This window comes from Pseudomonas sp. AC193 (assembly GCF_979258075.1).
Window position 1 is genome coordinate 6,121,237 of sequence record NZ_OZ409832.1, and the last position, 21,893, is coordinate 6,143,129.

Consider the following 21,893-nt stretch of genomic DNA (forward strand, 5'->3'; position numbering starts at 1 on the left):
CCCTTTAGGCTAGGAGTTAATTGTCGTGGCTAAAGAAAAATTTGATCGTTCCCTACCGCACGTCAACGTTGGCACCATCGGTCACGTTGACCACGGTAAAACCACTCTGACTGCTGCTCTGACTCGCGTTTGCTCCGAAGTTTTCGGTTCCGCAATCGTTGACTTCGACAAGATCGACAGCGCACCAGAAGAGAAAGCTCGCGGTATCACCATCAACACCGCACACGTTGAGTACAACTCGAAGATCCGTCACTACGCTCACGTTGACTGCCCAGGTCACGCTGACTATGTGAAGAACATGATCACCGGTGCTGCTCAAATGGACGGCGCTATTCTGGTTTGCTCGGCCGCTGATGGTTCCGATGCCACAAACCCGTGAGCACATCCTGCTGTCCCGTCAGGTAGGCGTTCCGTACATCGTGGTTTTCCTGAACAAGGCTGACCTGGTAGACGACGCTGAGCTGCTGGAACTGGTTGAGATGGAAGTTCGCGACCTGCTGTCCACCTACGACTTCCCGGGCGATGACACTCCAATCATCATCGGTTCGGCTCGTATGGCTCTGGAAGGCAAAGACGACAACGAGATGGGCACCACTGCCGTCAAGAAACTGGTTGAGACTCTGGACAGCTACATCCCAGAGCCAGTTCGTGTGACTGACAAGCCGTTCCTGATGCCAATCGAAGACGTATTCTCGATCTCTGGTCGCGGTACTGTTGTGACTGGTCGTATCGAGCGCGGTATCGTTCGCGTTCAAGATCCGCTGGAAATCGTTGGTCTGCGTGACACCACCGTTACTACTTGCACCGGTGTTGAAATGTTCCGCAAGCTGCTCGACGAAGGTCGTGCTGGCGAGAACTGCGGCGTTCTGTTGCGTGGCACCAAGCGTGACGACGTTGAGCGTGGTCAGGTTCTGGTTAAGCCGGGTTCGGTTAAGCCGCACACCACTTTCACCGCAGAAGTTTACGTTCTGAGCAAAGAAGAAGGCGGTCGTCACACTCCGTTCTTCAAAGGCTACCGTCCACAGTTCTACTTCCGTACTACTGACGTGACTGGTAACTGCGAGCTGCCAGAAGGCGTTGAAATGGTAATGCCAGGTGACAACATTCAGATGACTGTTACCCTGATCAAAACCATCGCAATGGAAGACGGTCTGCGTTTCGCTATCCGTGAAGGCGGTCGTACCGTCGGCGCTGGCGTCGTAGCCAAAATCATCGCGTAATTCTCTTTTATAGAGATTGCATGATGCTTTGAAAAAGCCCCCGCTCAGCGGGGGCTTTTTTTATTGGGTTGACACCTATATGGGGCGTCTATAGAATTGCGCCTCCTTTTAACGGGCGTATTGCGCTCGGTGGGAATAGCAGCCGGAGTCTGAAATCCAATGCAAAATCAGCAAATCCGTATCAGGTTGAAGGCTTTCGACCATCGCCTGATCGACCAATCAACCCAGGAAATCGTGGAAACCGCGAAACGTACTGGTGCTCAAGTGCGTGGTCCAATTCCACTGCCTACCCGTAAAGAGCGGTTCACCGTTCTGGTTTCTCCGCACGTCAATAAAGACGCGCGCGACCAGTACGAAATCCGCACTCATAAGCGCGTTCTGGACATCGTCCAGCCAACGGATAAAACCGTTGATGCTCTTATGAAGCTTGATCTTGCGGCCGGTGTGGAAGTGCAGATCAGCCTCGGCTAAGACTCGGTCTTAGTCGTGTAACGCTCTGAAATGGGCGGCCATAGCGGGTGAAAGCCCCGTACACTCATGAGGTTTACAACATGACTATTGGTGTAGTCGGTCGTAAATGCGGTATGACCCGTATTTTCACCGAAGAAGGTGTCTCCATTCCGGTCACGGTCATTGAGATCGAACCGAATCGCGTCACCCAGTTCAAAACTGAAGAGACCGATGGCTATCGTGCAGTGCAAGTCACTGTCGGCGAGCGTCGTGCTTCGCGTGTAACAGCAGCTCAGGCTGGCCACTTCGCTAAGGCGAACGTTGCCGCTGGTCGCACCACCATGGAATTCCGTCTTGAAGAAGGCGAGTACCAGGCTGGCGATCTGATCAACGCTGAAATCTTCGCCGCTGGTCAACTGGTTGATGTAACCGGTCAGTCCAAGGGTAAAGGCTTTCAGGGTACGATCAAGCGTTGGAATTTCCGCGGGCAAGATAACACCCACGGTAACTCCGTATCCCACCGCGTCCCAGGCTCTATCGGCCAGTGCCAGACTCCTGGTCGTGTATTCAAGGGCAAAAAAATGTCCGGTCATATGGGCGCTGAGCGCGTGACCGTGCAGTCCCTGGAAGTAGTGCGCGTGGACGCTGAACGCAATCTGTTGTTGGTCAAGGGTGCTGTTCCTGGCGCTACTGGCGGCAACCTGGTTGTACGTCCAGCAGCCAAGGCTCGCGGTTAAGGGGAAGCTGACATGCAATTAAATGTAAATGACGCTCAAGCGATCGAAGTTTCCGAACTGACATTTGGCGGCGAATTCAACGAGACGCTGGTTCACCAAGCAGTCGTGGCCTACATGGCCGGCGGCCGTCAAGGTACCAAGCAGCAAAAGACCCGTTCCGACGTTCGTGGTGGCGGTAAGCGCCCATGGCGTCAGAAAGGTACTGGCCGTGCTCGTGCCGGTACTATCCGTAGCCCAATCTGGCGTGGCGGCGGTACCACTTTTGCAGCACGTCCACAGGATCACTCCCAGAAGCTGAACAAGAAGATGTATCGCGCAGCAATGCGTTCCATCCTTGCTGAGCTGGTGCGTACTGATCGTCTGGTCGTGGTTCAGGATTTCGCTGTTGAAACTCCGAAAACCAAAGATCTGCTGGGCAAGCTGAACAACATGAGCCTGACCGACGTTTTGATCGTGTCGGACGCTGTTGATCAGAACCTGTACCTGGCTGCTCGTAACCTGCCGCACGTAGATGTACGTGACGTTCAAGGTTCCGATCCAGTTAGTCTGATCGCATACGACAAGGTGTTGATCACCGTGTCGGCCGTGAAGAAATTCGAGGAGCTGCTGGGATGAACCAGGAACGCGTATTTAAAGTTCTGCTTGGCCCGCACGTTTCCGAGAAGGCTACGGTTCTGGCAGACAAGAAAGGCCAGTTCGTTTTCAAGGTTGCTACTGACGCAACCAAGCTGGAAATCAAGAAGGCCGTCGAAAGCCTGTTCAGCGTGAAAGTTGAGCGTGTTACTACCCTGAACGTTCTGGGTAAGAGCAAGCGCACAGCTCGCGGTCTGGGCAAGCGTAATGACTGGAAGAAGGCAGTTATCTCCCTTCAGCCAGGCCAAGATCTCGATTTCAGCAGCAGTGCTGAGTAAGGAAGGGGTGCATCATGGCAATCGTTAAATGCAAACCGACTTCCCCTGGCCGCCGTTTTGTGGTCAAGGTGGTCAACCAGGAGCTGCATAAAGGCGCTCCTCACGCACCGCTGCTCGAGAAAAAATCGAAGACTGGTGGTCGTAACAACAATGGCCGTATTACCACGCGTCACATCGGTGGTGGTCATAAGCAGCATTATCGTATGGTCGATTTCCGTCGCAACGACAAAGATGGCATCGTCGCCACTGTCGAGCGTATCGAATACGATCCAAACCGTACTGCTCACATCGCACTGCTCTGCTACGCAGACGGCGAGCGTCGCTACATCATCGCCCCTAAAGGCGTGAGTGCTGGCGACCAGCTGATCGCAGGCGCTCTGGCTCCAATCAAGCCAGGTAACGCTCTGCAACTGCGCAACATTCCAGTGGGTTCTACTGTACACGGCATCGAACTGAAGCCAGGTAAAGGCGCACAGATCGCTCGTTCCGCTGGTGCTTCGGCTCAGCTGATCGCTCGTGAAGGTGTGTACGTGACCCTGCGTCTGCGTTCCGGTGAAATGCGTAAAGTCCTGGCTGAATGCCGTGCGACCCTGGGCGAAGTCTCGAACTCCGAGCACAGCCTGCGTTCGCTGGGTAAAGCTGGTGCCAAACGCTGGCGTGGCGTTCGCCCAACCGTTCGTGGTGTTGCCATGAACCCGGTTGACCACCCACATGGTGGTGGTGAAGGTCGTACCTCTGGTGGTCGTCATCCGGTATCGCCATGGGGCTTCCCGACTAAGGGCGCGAAGACTCGTGGTAATAAGCGTACCGACAAAATGATCGTCCGTCGTCGCAAGTAAATAGAGGGATACGACAGTGCCACGTTCTCTGAAAAAAGTTGCCTTTTATTGATCTTCACCTACTGAAGAAGATCGAAGTGGCGGCGGAAAAGAACGATCGCAAACCAATTAAGACTTGGTCGCGTCGTTCGATGATCCTGCCACAGATGGTCGGTTTGACCATCGCCGTACATAACGGTCGTCAGCACGTCCCAGTTCTCGTGAACGAAGACATGGTCGGCCATAAACTGGGCGAGTTCGCCGGTACCCGCACTTATCGTGGGCACGTGGCTGACAAGAAAGCCAAGCGTTAAGGGGTTAGGAAATGGAAGTAGCCGCTAAGTTGTCGGGCGCTCGAATCTCCGCCCAGAAAGCCCGCTTGGTCGCCGACCAGATCCGCGGGAAGAAGGTGGGCGAAGCGCTCAACTTGTTGGCTTTCAGCAGTAAGAAAGCCGCCGAGATCATGAAGAAAGTGCTGGAGTCGGCCGTAGCCAACGCCGAGCATAACGAAGGCGCAGACGTTGATGACCTGAAGGTCAGCACTGTTTTCGTCAACGAAGGGCGTTCGCTGAAGCGCATCATGCCACGTGCCAAAGGCCGTGCTGATCGCATCGTCAAGCGGTCTTGCCATATCACTGTCAAGGTTGCTGACAAGTAACGGAGTCGAAGAGATGGGTCAGAAAGTACATCCCATTGGCATTCGCCTGGGAATCGTCAAGGAGCACACCTCCGTCTGGTACGCAGACGGTCGGACTTATGCGGACTACTTGTTCGCAGATCTGAAAGTGCGTGAGTATCTCCAAGACAAACTAAAAAGCGCGTCCGTAAGCCGTATCGATATCCATCGTCCGGCCCAAACTGCACGTATCACCATCCACACCGCTCGTCCAGGTATCGTTATCGGGAAGAAAGGTGAAGATGTTGAGAAACTGCGTCAGGACCTGACCAAGCAAATGGGTGTGCCTGTGCACATCAATATCGAAGAGATCCGCAAGCCGGAACTCGACGGTATGCTGGTTGCGCAGAGCGTAGCTCAGCAGCTGGAGCGTCGTGTAATGTTCCGTCGCGCTATGAAGCGCGCAGTACAGAACGCCATGCGCATTGGTGCCAAAGGCATCAAAATCCAAGTGAGCGGTCGTCTCGGCGGTGCTGAAATCGCACGTACTGAATGGTATCGCGAAGGTCGTGTGCCATTGCACACCCTGCGTGCCGACATCGACTATGCCAACTACGAAGCTCACACCACTTATGGTGTGATCGGTGTAAAGGTTTGGATCTTCAAAGGCGAAGTAATTGGTGGTCGCCAAGAAGAGCTGAAGCCACAAGCACCAGCGCCTCGTAAAAAAGCTGCTAAGTAAGGGGTACGCCAAATGTTGCAACCTAAGCGTACGAAGTTCCGCAAGCAGATGACAGGCCACAACCGTGGTCTGGCTCAGCGCGGTAGCAAAGTCAGCTTCGGCGAGTTCGCGCTGAAGTCTGTAGCTCGTGGTCGTCTCACCGCTCGTCAGATCGAGTCAGCGCGTCGTGCACTGACCCGTCACGTTAAACGTGGCGGCAAGATCTGGATCCGTGTATTCCCGGACAAGCCTATTTCCAAAAAGCCCCTCGAAGTTCGTATGGGTAAAGGTAAGGGTAGTGTGGAGTACTGGGTTGCCCAGATTCAGCCAGGCAAAGTCCTGTATGAAATCGAGGGTGTTTCTGAAGAGCTGGCGCGTGAGGCTTTTGCCCTGGCTGCTGCAAAGCTGCCGCTCGCCACCGCCTTTGTTAAACGGACGGTGATGTGATGAAAGCGAATGAACTTCGTGAAAAATCCGCACAGCAGCTGAATGAGCAACTGCTCGGCTTGCTGCGCGACCAGTTCAATCTGCGTATGCAGAAAGCAACTGGCCAGTTGGGGCAGTCGCATCTGCTCTCGCAAGTTAAGCGTGACATCGCTCGCGTGAAGACTGTGCTCAACCAGCAGGCAGGTAAGTAATCATGGCTGAAGCCGAAAAAACTGTCCGTACGCTGACTGGCCGTGTTGTCAGCGACAAGATGGACAAAACCATCACCGTACTGATCGAGCGTCGCGTTAAGCACCCGATCTACGGTAAATACGTTAAGCGTTCGACTAAGCTGCACGCGCACGACGAAACCAATCAGTGCCACATCGGCGACAAAGTCACTATTCGTGAAACTCGTCCTTTGGCCAAGACCAAGTCTTGGGCGCTGGTTGATGTTCTCGAACGCGCTGTGGAAGTCTAAGGACTAGGGGTCGGAGAAATTATATGATTCAGACTCAATCCATGCTCGATGTGGCCGATAACAGCGGCGCTCGCCGTGTTATGTGCATCAAGGTGCTGGGTGGCTCCCATCGTCGTTACGCTGGTATCGGTGACATCATCAAAGTTACCGTGAAGGAAGCAATTCCTCGCGGTAAAGTGAAAAAAGGCCAAGTGATGACTGCTGTTGTAGTCCGCACTCGTCACGGCGTACGTCGTGCTGATGGCTCCATTATCCGCTTTGATGGCAACGCTGCTGTTCTTCTGAACAACAAGCAAGAGCCGATCGGCACCCGTATCTTTGGGCCAGTGACCCGTGAACTTCGTACTGAGAAGTTCATGAAGATCGTCTCGCTCGCCCCAGAAGTGCTGTAAGGAGATCCGACATGCAAAAGATTCGTCGTGACGACGAGATCATCGTGATCGCCGGCAAAGACAAAGGTAAGCGCGGTAAGGTGCTTAAGGTTCTCGCTAATAACCGTCTGGTTATCAGCGGTCTGAACCTGGTTAAGCGTCATACCAAGCCTAACCCGATGTCGGGCGTGCAAGGCGGTATCGTCGAAAAAGAAGCTCCACTGGATGCTTCTAACGTCGCCATTTTCAACGGCGAAACCAACAAGGCTGACCGCGTTGGTTTCAAAGTAGAAGACGGCAAGAAAATTCGTGTCTTCAAGTCGACCCAAAAAGCGGTTGATGCTTGAACACTGCTAGGTAGAAGACCATGGCACGACTAAAAGAGATTTACTGGAAGGAAATCGCACCGAAGCTTAAGGAAGAACTTAAGCTTTCGAACGTGATGGAAGTTCCACGCGTTACAAAGATCACCCTGAACATGGGTCTGGGCGAAGCTGTTGGTGACAAGAAAGTCATCGAGCATGCTGTTGCTGACCTGGAAAAGATCACCGGCCAAAAAGTCGTTGTGACCTACGCTCGTAAATCCATCGCTGGCTTTAAAGTCCGTGAAGGATGGCCGATCGGCGTCAAAGTGACTCTGCGCCGTGAGCGTATGTACGAGTTCCTGGATCGTCTGCTGTCGATCTCCCTGCCTCGGGTTCGCGACTTCCGCGGCCTGAATGCCAAGTCCTTCGATGGTCGTGGTAACTACAGCATGGGCGTGAAAGAGCAGATCATTTTCCCGGAAATCGACTACGACAAGATCGATGCTCTCCGCGGTCTGGACATTACCCTGACCACCACTGCCAAGAACGATGATGAAGGCCGCGCTCTGCTGCGTGCTTTCAAATTCCCGTTCCGCAACTGATTGGAGTAGGAAAATGGCCAAGAAGAGCATGAAAAACCGTGAGCTGAAGCGTCAGCTCACTGTTGCCAAGTACGCCACCAAGCGTGCAGCGCTGAAAGCTATCATCGTTGATCTGAGCGCAAGTCCAGAAGCACGTTGGGAAGCTACCGTAGCTCTGCAGAAGCAACCACGTGACGCAAGCGCTTCGCGCATGCGTAACCGTTGCCGCCTGACTGGTCGTCCGCACGGCGTTTACCGCAAGTTCGGCCTTGGCCGTAACAAGCTGCGTGAAGCTGCAATGCGTGGTGACGTACCAGGTCTGGTTAAAGCCAGCTGGTAATTGCTGTCAAAGTCTCGATGTTCAGGTTCGCAAGAACCTGACCATCGGTGGCCTTGAATCTGAATCAAGCCCCTTTTGGGGCTTGATTCATTTCTGGGGTGTGTCTAGAATGACCGGCTCGCCTGAGCCCGTGTTTTTCATGCCCGGAAGTTCTCGGCGACAAGTAGTAGCCGCAAGGCTAATTTTTCTGTATTAGGAGCGTCTAGCCCATGAGTATGCAGGACCCGTTAGCGGACATGCTAACTCGAATCCGTAATGCCCAGATGGCTGAAAAGTCTGTCGTAAGCATGCCGTCTTCCACGTTGAAGGTGGCTGTAGCAAAAGTCCTGAAGGACGAAGGTTACATCGCGGATTTTCAGATCACCACCGACGCTAAGCCGTCGTTGTCCATCGAGCTGAAGTACTTCGAAGGCCGTCCGGTTATCGAAGAAGTGAAGCGCGTTAGTCGTCCAGGCCTGCGTCAGTACAAGTCCGTTGAAGATCTGCCGAAAGTTCGTGGCGGTCTTGGCGTGTCTATCGTCTCCACCAACAAAGGTGTGATGACGGATCGTGCTGCGCGCGCTGCCGGTGTCGGCGGCGAAGTTCTTTGCACTGTGTTCTAAGGGGGGATAAGCATGTCTCGCGTCGCTAAGAACCCCGTTAAGCTGCCAGCCGGTGTCGAAGTAAAATTCGCAGGCCAACAGCTTTCGGTGAAGGGTGCCAAGGGCACTCTCGAACTGAACATCCATTCGTCCGTTGAGATTGTTGAAGAAGCTGGTGAGCTGCGTTTCGCTGCTCGCAATGGCGATCAACAAACTCGCGCAATGGCCGGTACCACGCGTGCGTTGGTAAACAACATGGTCCAAGGCGTAAGCCAAGGCTTCGAGCGTAAGCTCCAGCTGGTCGGTGTTGGTTACAAAGCGCAAGCAAAAGGCACGGTTCTGAACCTTGCCCTTGGCTTCTCGCACCCAGTGGATTACGAACTGCCGGAAGGCATCACCGCTGAGACTCCTAGCCAGACCGATATCCTGATCAAGGGCATCGATAAGCAGCTGGTAGGTCAAGTGGCCGCTGAGATCCGCGACTTCCGTCCACCAGAGCCGTACAAAGGCAAAGGTGTGCGCTACGCGGACGAAGTCGTCCGTCGTAAAGAAGCCAAGAAGAAGTAGGGCATAGCAAATGACCGACAAAAAAGTTACTCGACTGCGTCGCGCTCGCAAAGCACGCCTGAAAATGCACGAACTAGAAGTCGTGCGTCTCTGCGTGTTCCGCTCGTCGCAGCACATCTACGCCCAGGTCATCTCGGCCGACGGCAACAAAGTCCTGGCATCTGCCTCGACTTTGGATAAAGAACTGCGTGATGGCGCCACTGGCAACATCGACGCGGCCACAAAGGTTGGCCAGCTGGTCGCTACGCGTGCTAAGGCCGCTGGCGTCTCGCAAGTGGCTTTCGACCGCTCTGGCTTCAAGTACCACGGCCGCGTTAAAGCGCTGGCTGATGCTGCTCGTGAAGCTGGGCTGGAGTTCTAAGTTATGTCAAATAACGACCAAAAGCGCGACGAAGGCTACATTGAGAAGCTGGTTCAAGTTAACCGCGTAGCCAAAACCGTTAAAGGCGGCCGTATCTTCACTTTCACCGCGTTGACCGTGGTTGGTGATGGTAAAGGGCGTGTTGGCTTCGGCCGTGGCAAGTCACGTGAAGTGCCTGCTGCGATCCAGAAGGCAATGGAAGCTGCTCGCCGCAACATGATCCAAGTTGACCTGAACGGCACCACTCTGCAGTACGCAATGAAGTCCGGTCACGGCGCTTCGAAGGTGTACATGCAGCCTGCTTCTGAAGGTACCGGTATCATCGCTGGCGGCGCTATGCGTGCTGTCCTCGAAGTTGCTGGCGTTCAGAACGTTCTGGCCAAGTGCTACGGCTCGACTAACCCGGTAAACGTGGTTCACGCCACTTTCAAAGGTTTGAAAGCTATGCAATCTCCTGAATCCATTGCCGCCAAGCGTGGCAAAAGCGTCAAGGAGATCTTCTGATCATGGCTACCGTTAAAGTAACGCTGATCAAAAGCATGACCGGCCGCATCCCTAACCACAAACTGTGCGTTAAGGGTCTGGGTCTGCGTCGCATCGGTCACACTGTAGAAGTCCAGGATACTCCCGAGAATCGCGGGATGATCAACAAGGCTTACTACATGCTGCGTGTCGAGGGTTAATCGATGAAACTCAATGATCTGAGTCCAGCGCCGGGTTCCCGTCGCGAAAAGCATCGTCCGGGCCGTGGTATCGGTAGCGGTTTGGGTAAGACTGGTGGCCGTGGCCACAAAGGTCAAACCTCCCGCTCCGGTGGCACTATTGCTCCAGGCTTTGAAGGCGGTCAACAGCCGCTGCATCGTCGTCTGCCGAAGTTCGGTTTCGTTTCCCTGAAAGCCATGGATCGCGCAGAAGTGCGTTTGTCCGAGCTGGCTAAAGTGGAAGGCGACATCGTTACCGTGCAGTCCCTGAAAGATGCCAACGTGATCAACGTCAACGTACAGCGTGTGAAAATCATGCTGTCCGGTGAAGTGACTCGCGCTGTCACTATCGGCAAGGGAATCGGCGCCACCAAAGGTGCGCGTTCGGCTATCGAAGCAGCTGGCGGCAAGTTCGAGGAATAAATGGCTAAGCAAGGTGCTCTCTCTGCGCTCGGCAAAGGCGGTATGTCTGAACTCTGGGCTCGTCTGCGTTTTCTGTTCCTGGCGATTATCGTCTACCGAATAGGCGCACACATCCCGGTTCCAGGTATTAACCCGGACCGACTCGCAGACCTGTTTCGACAGAATGAGGGGAACGATTCTTAGCTTGTTCAACATGTTCTCCGGCGGCGCGCTGGAACGGATGAGCATCTTTGCACTGGGGATCATGCCGTACATTTCGGCATCGATCATCATGCAACTGATGACCGCCGTCAGCCCGCAGCTGGAGCAGTTGAAGAAGGAAGGTGAAGCTGGCCGTCGCAAGATCAGCCAGTACACCCGCTACGGCACCGTCGTCCTCGCTCTTGTTCAGGCTATTGGCATGTCCATAGGTCTGGCGGGGCAGGGCGTTGCGTTCACTGGTGACTTTGGCTTCCATTTCGTCGCGGTATCCACGTTTGTGGCTGGTGCGATGTTCATGATGTGGCTGGGTGAGCAGATTACTGAGCGCGGTGTAGGTAACGGTATCTCGATGTTGATCTTTTCGGGTATCGTCGCCGGTCTTCCGAGAGCAATCGGGCAGTCTTTCGAGTCTGCACGTCAGGGCGATATCAACATCTTTGCCCTGGTTGCCATCGGTTTGCTGGCAGTAGCGATTATCGGTTTCGTGGTGTTCATTGAGCGTGGTCAGCGTCGTATTGCTGTTCACTACGCCAAGCGTCAGCAGGGCCGCAAGGTTTTTGCTGCGCAGACAAGCCACTTGCCGCTGAAAGTGAACATGGCTGGTGTTATTCCAGCTATTTTCGCGAGCAGCATTTTGCTGTTCCCGGCTTCGTTGGGTGCCTGGTTTGGTCAGTCTGAAGGTATGGGCTGGTTGCAGGACATCTCGCAGTCGATCGCTCCTGGTCAGCCGTTGAATATTCTGCTGTTTAGTGCAGGGATTATTTTCTTCTGCTTCTTCTATACGGCGTTGATGTTCAATCCGAAAGACGTAGCGGAAAACCTGAAGAAGTCCGGTGCCTTTATTCCGGGCATCCGTCCAGGTGAGCAGTCTGCGCGCTACATTGATGGCGTTCTGACTCGCTTGACCATGTTCGGTGCTCTTTACATGACGGCCGTGTGCCTGCTTCCCCAGTTCCTGGTGGTCGCAGCAAACGTACCGTTCTACCTTGGCGGGACCTCGTTGCTGATCGTGGTCGTGGTTGTGATGGACTTCATGTCCCAAGTACAATCGCACCTCGTTTCGCACCAGTACGAATCCCTGATGAAGAAAGCCAACCTGAAGGGCTACGGCAGCGGCATGTTGCGCTGAGTACCCCATAAGGTTCGAGGAGTTGGTGATGAAAGTTCGTGCATCGGTGAAAAAGCTGTGCCGTAACTGCAAGATTATTCGCCGCGAAGGTGTTGTTCGAGTAATTTGCAGCGCGGAACCGCGTCACAAACAGCGCCAAGGCTGAGTGTGATCCGCTTGAAGCCCGGCAGCTAGTGCGCTGCCGGGTTGATTATTTGTTATTACAGCGATATTATCTCGCGCCCTATTTCTTGGCTTCCGGGGCGTAGGTAGCTGTCAATTGGAGTCCCACTGAATGGCCCGTATTGCAGGCGTTAACATTCCAGATAACAAGCACACTGTTATCTCGCTGACCTACATCTATGGTGTTGGTCGCACTACTGCGCAGAAAATTTGCGCAGTGACTGGGGTAAACCCAGCCGCAAAGATCAAAGATCTGAGCGATGAGCAGATTGAGCAATTGCGTGGCGAAGTGGCGAAGTTCACCACTGAAGGTGACCTGCGTCGCGAAATCAACATGAAAATCAAGCGTTTGATCGGACCTCGGTTGCTACCGTGGTCTGCGTCATCGTCGTGGTCTTCCAGTACGCGGTCAGCGTACCAAGACTAACGCGCGTACCCGTAAAGGTCCGCGTAAGCCGATCCGCAAGTAATCGCCCACGCGAATCGACAGGAAATTAATCATGGCAAAACCTGCTGCTCGTCCTCGTAAAAAAGTTAAAAAGACAGTGGTTGATGGCATCGCCCACATCCATGCTTCTTTTAACAACACAATCGTGACCATCACCGACCGTCAAGGTAACGCGCTTTCTTGGGCTACCTCCGGTGGTTCGGGTTTCCGCGGTTCCCGCAAGTCCACCCCGTTTGCTGCTCAAGTAGCTGCTGAACGTGCTGGTCAAGCTGCGCTGGAATATGGCCTGAAAAACCTCGACGTTAACGTCAAAGGTTCAGGTCCAGGTCGTGAGTCTGCTGTCCGTGCATTGAACGGCTGTGGCTATAAGATCGCCAGCATCACCGACGTGACGCCAATCCCGCACAACGGGTGCCGTCCGCCGAAGAAGCGCCGCGTGTAATCCAGGAGATTGTAAAGAATGGCTCGTTACATTGGTCCAAAATGCAAACTCGCTCGTCGCGAAGGCACCGATCTCTTCCTGAAGAGCGGCGTGCGCGCGATCGAATCGAAGTGCAACATTGAAGCAGCACCTGGTATCCACGGCCAACGCCGCGGTCGCCAGTCCGATTACGGCACCCAACTGCGTGAAAAGCAGAAGGTCCGTCGTATCTACGGCGTTCTCGAGCGTCAATTCAGCGGCTACTACAAAGAAGCTGCTGGCAAGAAAGGTGCAACCGGTGAAAACCTGCTGCAACTGCTCGAATGCCGTCTGGACAACGTTGTATACCGTATGGGCTTTGGTTCGACTCGTGCCGAATCCCGTCAGCTGGTATCGCACAAGTCGATCAGCGTTAACGGTCAGACCGTAAACGTTCCGTCGTATCAGGTTCGTGCTGGTGACGTGGTTGCAGTTCGCGAAAAAGCAAAAAACCAACTTCGCATTGTCCAAGCTCTCGATCTGTGTGCCCAACGTGGCCGCGTAGAATGGGTAGAAGTAGACACTGAGAAGAAGTCGGGCGTTTTCAAGAACGTTCCTGCTCGCAGTGATCTGTCCGCCGACATCAACGAAAGCCTGATTGTCGAGCTCTACTCCAAGTAAGGGCTAGAAAATAGGTGCATCCATGCAGATTTCGGTAAATGAGTTCCTGACACCCCGCCATATTGATGTGCAGGTTGTCAGTCCAACCCGCGCCAAGATCACTCTCGAGCCTCTCGAGCGTGGTTTTGGCCACACCCTGGGCAACGCGCTGCGACGCATCCTGTTGTCCTCAATGCCCGGCTGCGCAGTAGTCGAGGCCGAGATTGACGGTGTACTCCACGAGTACAGCGCCATCGAAGGTGTACAGGAAGACGTAATTGAAATCCTGTTAAACCTTAAAGGTCTGGCTATCAAGCTGCACGGTCGTGACGAAGTTACGCTGACCTTGTCGAAGAAGGGTTCGGGGGTGGTTACCGCTGCCGATATTCAGCTGGATCATGATGTCGAGATCGTTAATCCCGATCACGTAATCGCTAACCTGGCGTCTAACGGCGCCCTGAACATGAAGCTCACCGTAGCTCGTGGTCGTGGTTATGAACCAGCAGACTCGCGTCAGAGCGATGAAGACGAAAGCCGCAGCATCGGTCGCTTGCAGCTTGACTCTTCGTTCAGCCCGGTTCGCCGTATCGCATACGTGGTGGAAAACGCCCGTGTCGAGCAGCGTACTAACCTGGACAAGCTGGTTATTGATCTGGAAACCAACGGTACTCTGGATCCTGAAGAGGCTATTCGCCGCGCTGCAACCATCCTGCAACAGCAGTTGGCTGCGTTCGTCGACCTCAAAGGTGACAGTGAGCCAGTGGTTGTCGAGCAGGAAGACGAGATCGATCCGATCCTGCTTCGCCCGGTTGACGATCTGGAACTGACTGTACGTTCGGCTAACTGCCTTAAGGCGGAAAACATCTACTACATCGGCGACCTGATTCAGCGTACCGAAGTAGAGCTGTTGAAGACTCCGAACCTGGGCAAGAAATCCTTGACTGAAATCAAGGACGTTCTGGCCTCCCGCGGTCTGTCCCTCGGCATGCGCCTCGACAACTGGCCGCCTGCAAGTCTTAAGAAGGACGACAAGGCGACTGCCTGATCGTCGTAATCACCGAACGTAGTGTTTGGTAAGGAATGAACCATGCGTCATCGTAAAAGTGGTCGTCACCTGAGCCGCACCAGCTCGCACCGCAAGGCCATGTTCCAAAACATGGCGGTGTCGCTGTTCGAGCACGAGCTGATCAAAACTACACTGCCGAAAGCCAAAGAACTGCGTCGCGTTGCTGAGCCGCTGATCACTCTGGCCAAGACAGACAGCCTGGCTAACCGCCGTCTGGCATTCGACCGTACTCGTTCGAAAGCCATCGTTGGTAAGCTCTTCAACGACCTGGGCAAGCGTTACGCTACCCGTGAGGGTGGCTACCTGCGCATCCTCAAGTGCGGTTTCCGCACTGGCGACAACGCGCCTATGGCGTACGTCGAGTTGGTTGATCGTGCTACTGCTGGCGAAGCTGTATCCGCCGAGTAAGACGTCAGTCTGAAACAAAGAACCGGGCCTAGTGCCCGGTTTTTTGTGTCTGCAAGAAAAATGCGCTGTTCGTACAAGCTTCTGACATAGGTCAGCTGTCACCATGGGCCGGGAATCATAATTAGTAATTATCTATCGATGTGCACGAGTTAATGAATTTGTGGCTCTCACGTCGATGATCAATACTTCCCACCAAGCCGATTAGCCGGCAGTTCCAAGACTGACAGAGGAAGAAGACCGTATGAGCCAGATCAAAACGCTTACGACCGCCAGTGGCGCACCTGTCGCTGACAACCAGAATTCTCGCTCCGCCGGCCCACGTGGCCCGCTGCTTCTCGAGGATTTCCACCTGCTCGAGAAACTTGCTCACTTCAATCGTGAAAACATTCCTGAACGTCGTGTCCACGCTAAAGGCTCGGGCGCTTACGGCACGTTCACTGTCACTCGTGATATCACCGAGTACACCAGCGCCAAACTGTTTGAATCTGTAGGCAAACAAACCCCGACGTTCCTGCGTTTCTCTACCGTAGGTGGCGAACGCGGTTCGGCCGACACCGAGCGAGACCCACGTGGCTTCGCGCTGAAGTTCTATACCGAGGAAGGCAACTGGGACATCGTTGGCAACAACACCCCGGTGTTCTTCATCCGTGATCCGCTGAAATTCCCGGACTTCATTCACACGCAAAAGCGTCTGCCGCAGAGCAATCTGAAAAGCGCGCAGATGATGTGGGACTTCTGGTCGCATTCGCCAGAAGCGCTGCACCAAGTGACCATTCTGTTCTCCGATCGCGGCATTCCTGACGGCTACCGTCACATGCACGGCTTTGGCAGCCACACGTACAGCCTGATCAGCGCGCAAGGCGAGCGTCACTGGGTGAAATGGCACTACAAAACCAAACAGGGCATCAAGAACCTCGCACCAGCCGATGCTGCTCGTATCGCCGGCACCGACCCGGATTACGCCCAGCGCGATCTGTTCGAAGCGATCGAGCGTGGTGATTTCCCGAAATGGCGCGTGTGCATTCAGATCATGACCGAGGCGCAAGCGGCGGCGCATTACGAGAACCCGTTCGACGTGACCAAAACCTGGTCGCAGAAAGAATTCCCGCTGATCGAAGTGGGCGAGCTGGAACTGAATCGCAACCCGCAGAACTACTTCGCTGAAGTTGAACAAGCCGCGTTCGGCCCAAGCAATATGGTGCCAGGCGTCGGTCTGTCGCCGGATCGTATGCTGCAAGGTCGCGTCTTCGCTTACGCCGATGCGCATCGTTACCGCGTAGGCACCAATCACCAGCAGCTGCCGGTGAACGCGCCACGTAGCCCGGTAAATAATTACCAGCGCGACGGTTCGATGGCGTTCGGCAGCAACGGTGGTGCGGCGCCTAACTACGAGCCGAACAGCTACATCGAATCGCCAAAACAAGCTCCGCATTACGCTGAGCCTGCGCTGTCCCTGAGCGGTGCGGCTGACCGTTACGATCACCGCGAAGACACCGATTACTACAGCCACGCCGGTGCGCTGTTCCGGTTGATGAGCGACGATCAAAGAGCACTGCTGGTCAGCAACATCGCCGGTGCACTGAGTGGTGTTTCGAGCGATGTCGTTGATCGCCAGTTGCAGCATTTCTACAAAGCCGATCCGGCGTATGGAGAAGCAATCGCAAAGCTGCTCAACGTACAGCTTAACGAAGTCTAAACGAGAAGCAGAACCGCCCTCATTTGGGCGGTTTTTGCGTTATTTAGGCTGCTTTTCTCAGAATATCTTCGCTTTTATTGCGCTAAGCGGGTGACCTTCCGGTCATGTTGGTTCAAACTACAGCCTTTCAAGTAGGGAGATGTAGGGCGATGCAAGGCCACCCAGACGTAATCGATTACCTCAACACGTTGCTGACCGGCGAACTGGCCGCGCGTGATCAATATTTCGTTCATTCGCGGATGTATGAGGACTGGGGGTTCACCAAGCTCTACGAGCGAATCAACCACGAGATGGAAGAAGAAGCGGGTCACGCTGATGCGTTGATGCGCCGCATTCTGATGCTCGAAGGCACACCGCGCATGCGTCCGGATGATCTGGATGTCGGCAGTACTGTGCCGGAGATGCTCGAAGCGGATCTGCGCCTTGAGTACAAAGTTCGTGCCGCGCTGTGCAAAGGCATCGAGTTGTGCGAGCAGCACAAAGACTACGTCAGCCGCGAGATCCTGCGGGTGCAGTTGAACGACACCGAAGAAGATCACACCTACTGGCTGGAAAAGCAGTTGGGCCTGATCAAACTGATCGGTCTCGAGAACTACCTGCAATCGCACACCTCCTGATCGCAGTAGGTACAAAAAAGCCCCTGTCACTGTTGAAGTGACAGGGGCTTTTTCACGCCCGGCGTTTAAGCCCGATCGCGGATCAGCAACGGTTTGAGGTAATGGCCAGTGTGAGACTGTTTCATCTCGGCCACTTGCTCCGGCGTACCCACGGCGATGATCTGCCCACCCTTGGAACCACCCTCCGGCCCGAGATCGACCAGCCAGTCGGCCGTCTTGATCACGTCGAGGTTGTGTTCGATCACCACCACGGTGTTGCCGTGATCGCGCAGGCGGTGCAGCACGTCGAGCAATTGCTGGATATCCGCGAAGTGCAGGCCTGTGGTCGGCTCGTCGAGGATGTACAGAGTTTTGCCGGTGTCACGCTTGGACAGCTCGCGGGACAGCTTGACGCGCTGCGCCTCACCACCAGACAACGTGGTCGCCGACTGCCCGAGCTTGATGTACGACAGGCCGACATCCATCAACGTTTGCAGCTTGCGCGCCAGCGCTGGCACCGCATCGAAGAACACCCGCGCTTCCTCGATGGTCATTTCGAGGGTTTCGTGGATATTCTTGCCCTTGTATTTGATCTCAAGGGTTTCGCGGTTGTAGCGCTTGCTCTTGCACACGTCGCACGGCACATAGATGTCCGGCAAGAAGTGCATTTCGACCTTGATCAGACCGTCGCCCTGGCACGCCTCGCAGCGACCACCCTTGACGTTGAACGAGAAACGCCCCGGCCCATAACCACGGGAGCGCGACTCGGGCACGCCGGCAAACAGTTCGCGGATTGGCGTGAACAGTCCGGTGTACGTCGCCGGGTTGGAGCGCGGCGTACGGCCGATCGGGCTTTGGTCGATGTCGACAACTTTATCGAGATGTTCCAGGCCCTTGATGCTGTCATGCGCGGCGGCTTCCAGCGTCGTCGCGCCGTTAAGTGCGGTGGCGCTCAGCGGAAACAGCGTGTTGTTGATCAGCGTCGATTTGCCCGAGCCGGACACGCCAGTCACGCAGGTCAGCAGGCCGATCGGGATTTCCAGATCGACATTGCGCAGGTTGTTACCGCGCGCGCCCTTGAGCGACAGGGTCAGCTTCTTGTTGCGTGGCGTACGTTTGGCCGGCACTTCGATCTTCACCCGGCCGGACAGGTATTTACCGGTCAGGGAATCCGGATGCGCCATGACTTCGGCCGGCGTACCTTCGGCAACAATCTGCCCGCCGTGCACACCGGCGCCCGGGCCGATATCCACGACATAGTCGGCCAGACGAATCGCATCTTCGTCGTGCTCAACCACGATCACCGTGTTGCCGATGTCACGCAGATGCTTGAGCGTGCCGAGCAGGCGGTCGTTGTCGCGTTGGTGCAAACCAATCGACGGTTCATCGAGGATGTACAAGACACCGACGAGGCCGGCACCGATCTGGCTGGCCAGACGGATACGCTGTGCTTCGCCGCCGGACAGGGTGTCCGCGCTGCGATCCAGCGACAGATAGTCCAGACCGACGTTAACGAGGAACTGCAGACGCTCGCGGATTTCCTTGAGAATCTTGTCAGCGATCTCGCCGCGACGCCCGGTCATCTTCAGTTCACCGAAGTACACGCAGGCATCGCCGATCGGCAGATTGGTCACCGCTGGCAGTGTCTTCTCGCCGACCCACACATGGCGTGCTTCACGCCGTAGACGCGTGCCACGGCAATCCGGGCAGGACTGGGTGCTGAGGAACTTGGCCAACTCTTCGCGCACGCTGGCCGACTCGGTCTCGCGGTAGCGACGTTCCAGATTCGGCACGATGCCTTCGAACGGGTGCGAACGTTTGACGATGTCGCCACGGTCGTTCAGATACTTGAAGTCGACGTTCTGCGAACCGCTGCCGTGCAGAATCTGTTTCTGCTGTTCGGCGGTCAGTTCGTTGAACGGTTTTTCCAGGCTGAACTTGTAGTGCGACGCCAGCGAGCCAAGCATCTGGAAGTAATAAACGTTGCGCCTGTCCCAGCCGCGTATCGCGCCTTCGGCCAGGGTCAGCTCGCCGTTGACCAGTCGCTTGATGTCGAAGAACTGCTTCACCCCCAGACCATCGCACGTCGGGCAGGCACCGGCCGGGTTGTTGAAGGAGAACAGCTTCGGTTCCAGCTCGCTGATCGCGTGGCCGCAGATCGGGCAGGCGAAGCGTGCGGAGAAGATCATCTCTTCACCCGGCTCGTCGTCCATCGGCGCAACCAGTGCGATGCCGTCTGCCAGTTTCAGCGCGGTTTCGAACGACTCGGCCAGACGCTGTTGCAGATCGGCGCGCACTTTAAAGCGGTCGACGATCACGTCAATCGAATGCTTCTTCTGTTTATCCAGTTTCGGCAGCTCGTCGAGCTCGCAAATGCGCCCGTTGACGCGCGCGCGGACGAAACCTTGCGCCCGCAGCTCTTCGAAAACTGAAAGGTGTTCGCCTTTGCGCTCGCGGATCACCGGCGCCAGCAGCATCAGTTTGCTGCCTTCGGGCTGCGCCAGCACCAAGTCGACCATCTGGCTGACGGTCTGCGCTTCCAGCGGAATGTCGTGATCCGGGCAGCGCGGCGTACCCACGCGTGCATAGAGCAGACGCAGGTAGTCGTAGATTTCGGTGATGGTGCCGACCGTGGATCGCGGGTTATGCGAGGTCGATTTCTGTTCGATGGAAATCGCCGGCGACAGGCCTTCAATGGTGTCGACGTCGGGTTTTTCCATCATCGACAGGAACTGGCGCGCGTAGGCCGACAGCGATTCGACATAGCGGCGCTGACCTTCGGCGTACAGTGTGTCGAAAGCCAGGGACGACTTGCCGGATCCGGACAGGCCGGTGATGACGATCAGTTTGTCCCGTGGCAGGGTCAGGTCGATGTTCTTCAGGTTGTGGGTACGGGCCCCACGTATCAGGATCTTGTCCAAAGTGGCCTCGCTCGGCGGGCGTCGAAAGCGTAAGAGTATACGGGCAAATACTGGATGGATGCACACTATCAAGCGTAGCGTTGTTTGCCCTGAATGAAGAGTGTTTCATCTGTACGCGTCAAAGCGTCGCGATCTACCCCGTCTTTCGATGGGACTGGTAGAATCGCCGCCGGTTCACACGAGGTTTATCCATGCACGATCCCCACAGCGAACGCATGAGTGGCAGCGAGACCCGCGCAGCGAGCGGTCTGGCCCTGGTGTTCGCCTTCCGTATGCTTGGCATGTTCATGGTGTTGCCGGTACTGGCAACCTACGGCATGGATTTGGCGGGAGCGACCCCGGCCCTGATCGGGTTGGCCATCGGCGCTTACGGCCTGACCCAGGCGATTTTTCAGATCCCGTTCGGGGTCATTTCCGACCGCATTGGCCGTCGCCCGGTTATTTACCTCGGGCTGATCGTCTTCGCCCTCGGCAGCGTGCTGGCCTCTCAGGCCGATTCGATCTGGGGCGTGATCGCCGGGCGAATCCTGCAAGGCGCCGGAGCGATTTCCGCAGCGGTCATGGCGTTGCTTTCCGACCTGACTCGCGAGCAGCACCGTACCAAAGCGATGGCCATGATCGGCATGACGATTGGGCTGTCGTTCGCCGTGGCCATGGTCGTCGGGCCATTGCTGACCCGTGCGTTTGGCTTGTCCGGACTGTTTCTCGCCACCGGTGGCATGGCGCTGGTGGGCATCGTCATCGTCATGTTCATGGTGCCGAAATCGACCGGGCCGCTGACTCATCGCGAATCCGGTGTGGCGCGTCAGGCGTTGATGCCGACGCTCAAGCATCCTGATCTGCTGCGCCTCGATCTGGGCATCTTTGTGTTACATGCCATGTTGATGTCGAGCTTCGTCGCGCTGCCTCTGGCACTGGTGGAAAAAGCCGGTTTGCCCAAGGAACAGCACTGGTGGGTCTACCTCACCGCGTTGCTGGTTTCGTTCTTCGCCATGATCCCGTTCATCATCTATGGCGAGAAGAAACGCAAAATGAAACGAGTTTTGCTCGGCGCCGTGACGACGCTGATGCTGACTGAGCTATTCTTCTGGCAGTTCGGTGACAGCTTGCGGGCTCTGGTGATCGGCACGGTGGTGTTTTTCACCGCGTTCAATCTTCTGGAGGCTTCATTGCCGTCGCTGATCAGCAAGGTTTCACCGGCGGGGGGAAGGGCACGGCCATGGGCGTGTATTCCACCAGTCAGTTCCTTGGTTCGGCACTCGGCGGGATACTCGGCGGCTGGTTGTTTCAGCATGGCGGTCTGTCGGTTGTGTTCCTTGGATGTGCCGGGCTGGCTGCACTTTGGCTGGCCTTTGCTGTTACCATGCGCGAACCTCCCTACGTGACGAGCCTGCGCTTGCCGTTGTCGCCCGAGGCGATCCGCGAAGCGGGTCTGGTCGAGCGCCTCAAGGCCCTCGTAGGGGTAACCGATGCAGTGATAGTTGCTGATGAAGCGGCTGTTTACATCAAACTGGACAAAGAATTAGTGGATCGCGACACCCTCGAACGCCTGGTGAACAACCCGGCCGGGGCTGCTTGCGACGCCTAGGAGAACGT

At 55.6% G+C, this 21,893-nt stretch carries 28 protein-coding genes and 5 pseudogenes; 32 read left to right on the top strand and 1 reads right to left on the bottom strand.

The genetic code is table 11. The features are described 5' to 3' along the window. Positions 1-25: 25 nt before the first annotated feature. From tuf to bfr, 31 genes and pseudogenes are all read left to right on the top strand, one after another. Positions 26-1,220, top strand: a pseudogene (gene tuf / locus ACZZ0D_RS27485) (elongation factor Tu). Positions 1,221-1,379: 159 nt separating this feature from the next. Next, the gene (gene rpsJ / locus ACZZ0D_RS27490; RefSeq protein ID WP_003186070.1) at positions 1,380-1,691 is read left to right on the top strand and encodes a 30S ribosomal protein S10; all 312 of its coding nucleotides are present in this window, start codon (positions 1,380-1,382) and stop codon (positions 1,689-1,691) included. A gap of 80 nt (positions 1,692-1,771) precedes the next feature. Then, a complete protein-coding gene (rplC, locus tag ACZZ0D_RS27495) occupies positions 1,772-2,407 on the top strand; it encodes a 50S ribosomal protein L3 (RefSeq protein WP_003228738.1) in 636 nt (211 codons plus the stop codon). Positions 2,408-2,419: 12 nt separating this feature from the next. Beyond that, positions 2,420-3,022: a 50S ribosomal protein L4 gene (gene rplD / locus ACZZ0D_RS27500; protein ID WP_007918468.1), complete on the top strand. Its 603-nt coding sequence runs from the start codon at positions 2,420-2,422 to the stop codon at positions 3,020-3,022. After that, positions 3,019-3,318, top strand: coding sequence for a 50S ribosomal protein L23 (rplW, locus tag ACZZ0D_RS27505; RefSeq protein ID WP_002555488.1), 300 nt, complete (start codon positions 3,019-3,021; stop codon positions 3,316-3,318). Before rplD ends, rplW begins: the two co-directional genes overlap by 4 nt. 14 nt (positions 3,319-3,332) lie before the next feature. Further along, positions 3,333-4,157, top strand: coding sequence for a 50S ribosomal protein L2 (gene rplB / locus ACZZ0D_RS27510; RefSeq protein WP_003228734.1), 825 nt, complete (start codon positions 3,333-3,335; stop codon positions 4,155-4,157). A 16-nt stretch (positions 4,158-4,173) separates the two neighbouring features. Next, positions 4,174-4,450 (top strand): annotated as a pseudogene (gene rpsS, locus ACZZ0D_RS27515) (30S ribosomal protein S19). Positions 4,451-4,461: 11 nt separating this feature from the next. Beyond that, positions 4,462-4,794 (top strand): 50S ribosomal protein L22, encoded by a 333-nt coding sequence (gene rplV, locus ACZZ0D_RS27520; protein WP_003103908.1) that lies wholly within the window; start codon positions 4,462-4,464, stop codon positions 4,792-4,794. Positions 4,795-4,807: 13 nt separating this feature from the next. Continuing rightward, entirely contained in the window at positions 4,808-5,494 is a 687-nt protein-coding gene (rpsC, locus tag ACZZ0D_RS27525; RefSeq protein ID WP_003176422.1) for a 30S ribosomal protein S3, read from the top strand. A 12-nt stretch (positions 5,495-5,506) separates the two neighbouring features. After that, positions 5,507-5,920 carry a 50S ribosomal protein L16 gene (gene rplP / locus ACZZ0D_RS27530; RefSeq protein WP_007896757.1) on the top strand — a complete coding sequence of 138 codons (414 nt, stop codon included), beginning with the start codon at positions 5,507-5,509 and terminating at the stop codon, positions 5,918-5,920. Beyond that, positions 5,920-6,111 carry a 50S ribosomal protein L29 gene (gene rpmC / locus ACZZ0D_RS27535; RefSeq protein ID WP_002555481.1) on the top strand — a complete coding sequence of 64 codons (192 nt, stop codon included), beginning with the start codon at positions 5,920-5,922 and terminating at the stop codon, positions 6,109-6,111. Before rplP ends, rpmC begins: the two co-directional genes overlap by 1 nt. A gap of 2 nt (positions 6,112-6,113) precedes the next feature. Then, positions 6,114-6,380, top strand: a complete 267-nt coding sequence (gene rpsQ, locus ACZZ0D_RS27540) for a 30S ribosomal protein S17 (protein WP_003176419.1) — start codon at positions 6,114-6,116, stop codon at positions 6,378-6,380. 23 nt (positions 6,381-6,403) lie between these two features. After that, entirely contained in the window at positions 6,404-6,772 is a 369-nt protein-coding gene (gene rplN / locus ACZZ0D_RS27545; RefSeq protein WP_002555479.1) for a 50S ribosomal protein L14, read from the top strand. Positions 6,773-6,783: 11 nt separating this feature from the next. Further along, a complete protein-coding gene (rplX, locus tag ACZZ0D_RS27550; protein ID WP_008081905.1) occupies positions 6,784-7,098 on the top strand; it encodes a 50S ribosomal protein L24 in 315 nt (104 codons plus the stop codon). 20 nt (positions 7,099-7,118) lie between these two features. Further along, positions 7,119-7,658, top strand: a complete 540-nt coding sequence (gene rplE, locus ACZZ0D_RS27555; protein WP_003176415.1) for a 50S ribosomal protein L5 — start codon at positions 7,119-7,121, stop codon at positions 7,656-7,658. Between the two features lie 13 nt (positions 7,659-7,671). Beyond that, a complete protein-coding gene (gene rpsN / locus ACZZ0D_RS27560; RefSeq protein WP_212551328.1) occupies positions 7,672-7,977 on the top strand; it encodes a 30S ribosomal protein S14 in 306 nt (101 codons plus the stop codon). Between the two features lie 209 nt (positions 7,978-8,186). After that, positions 8,187-8,579, top strand: coding sequence for a 30S ribosomal protein S8 (gene rpsH, locus ACZZ0D_RS27565; RefSeq protein ID WP_007918458.1), 393 nt, complete (start codon positions 8,187-8,189; stop codon positions 8,577-8,579). 12 nt (positions 8,580-8,591) lie between these two features. Further along, complete coding sequence (gene rplF / locus ACZZ0D_RS27570; RefSeq protein WP_003176412.1) at positions 8,592-9,125, top strand: 50S ribosomal protein L6; 534 nt, start codon at positions 8,592-8,594, stop codon at positions 9,123-9,125. 10 nt (positions 9,126-9,135) lie between these two features. Next, positions 9,136-9,486, top strand: coding sequence for a 50S ribosomal protein L18 (rplR, locus tag ACZZ0D_RS27575; protein ID WP_003186037.1), 351 nt, complete (start codon positions 9,136-9,138; stop codon positions 9,484-9,486). Between the two features lie 3 nt (positions 9,487-9,489). Continuing rightward, entirely contained in the window at positions 9,490-9,990 is a 501-nt protein-coding gene (gene rpsE, locus ACZZ0D_RS27580) for a 30S ribosomal protein S5 (RefSeq protein WP_007943782.1), read from the top strand. 2 nt (positions 9,991-9,992) lie between these two features. Further along, entirely contained in the window at positions 9,993-10,169 is a 177-nt protein-coding gene (gene rpmD / locus ACZZ0D_RS27585; RefSeq protein WP_003176408.1) for a 50S ribosomal protein L30, read from the top strand. A 3-nt stretch (positions 10,170-10,172) separates the two neighbouring features. Further along, on the top strand, positions 10,173-10,610 hold the full coding sequence (rplO, locus tag ACZZ0D_RS27590) for a 50S ribosomal protein L15 (RefSeq protein WP_042561340.1): 438 nt from the start codon (positions 10,173-10,175) through the stop codon (positions 10,608-10,610). After that, a pseudogene (gene secY / locus ACZZ0D_RS27595) lies at positions 10,611-11,940 on the top strand (preprotein translocase subunit SecY). A 28-nt stretch (positions 11,941-11,968) separates the two neighbouring features. Continuing rightward, the gene (gene rpmJ / locus ACZZ0D_RS27600) at positions 11,969-12,085 is read left to right on the top strand and encodes a 50S ribosomal protein L36 (protein ID WP_002555468.1); all 117 of its coding nucleotides are present in this window, start codon (positions 11,969-11,971) and stop codon (positions 12,083-12,085) included. 129 nt (positions 12,086-12,214) lie between these two features. Beyond that, positions 12,215-12,572: pseudogene (rpsM, locus tag ACZZ0D_RS27605) on the top strand (30S ribosomal protein S13). A gap of 30 nt (positions 12,573-12,602) precedes the next feature. Next, positions 12,603-12,992 carry a 30S ribosomal protein S11 gene (rpsK, locus tag ACZZ0D_RS27610; protein ID WP_463554729.1) on the top strand — a complete coding sequence of 130 codons (390 nt, stop codon included), beginning with the start codon at positions 12,603-12,605 and terminating at the stop codon, positions 12,990-12,992. An 18-nt stretch (positions 12,993-13,010) separates the two neighbouring features. After that, entirely contained in the window at positions 13,011-13,631 is a 621-nt protein-coding gene (rpsD, locus tag ACZZ0D_RS27615; RefSeq protein WP_003176404.1) for a 30S ribosomal protein S4, read from the top strand. 22 nt (positions 13,632-13,653) lie between these two features. Continuing rightward, the gene (locus ACZZ0D_RS27620) at positions 13,654-14,655 is read left to right on the top strand and encodes a DNA-directed RNA polymerase subunit alpha (RefSeq protein WP_003186012.1); all 1,002 of its coding nucleotides are present in this window, start codon (positions 13,654-13,656) and stop codon (positions 14,653-14,655) included. 42 nt (positions 14,656-14,697) lie between these two features. Continuing rightward, positions 14,698-15,084, top strand: coding sequence for a 50S ribosomal protein L17 (gene rplQ / locus ACZZ0D_RS27625; protein ID WP_007918448.1), 387 nt, complete (start codon positions 14,698-14,700; stop codon positions 15,082-15,084). A 241-nt stretch (positions 15,085-15,325) separates the two neighbouring features. Then, positions 15,326-16,780, top strand: coding sequence for a catalase (locus tag ACZZ0D_RS27630; protein WP_463554730.1), 1,455 nt, complete (start codon positions 15,326-15,328; stop codon positions 16,778-16,780). Between the two features lie 149 nt (positions 16,781-16,929). After that, positions 16,930-17,397 (top strand): bacterioferritin, encoded by a 468-nt coding sequence (gene bfr, locus ACZZ0D_RS27635; protein ID WP_053124309.1) that lies wholly within the window; start codon positions 16,930-16,932, stop codon positions 17,395-17,397. 65 nt (positions 17,398-17,462) lie between these two features. Here bfr and uvrA read toward each other — a convergent pair whose 3' ends face one another. Next, positions 17,463-20,297: an excinuclease ABC subunit UvrA gene (gene uvrA / locus ACZZ0D_RS27640; RefSeq protein WP_008081903.1), complete on the bottom strand. Its 2,835-nt coding sequence runs from the start codon at positions 20,295-20,297 to the stop codon at positions 17,463-17,465. A gap of 191 nt (positions 20,298-20,488) precedes the next feature. Between uvrA and ACZZ0D_RS27645 the strand changes: the two are divergent. Next, positions 20,489-21,885, top strand: a pseudogene (locus ACZZ0D_RS27645) (MFS transporter). Positions 21,886-21,893 lie beyond the last annotated feature (8 nt).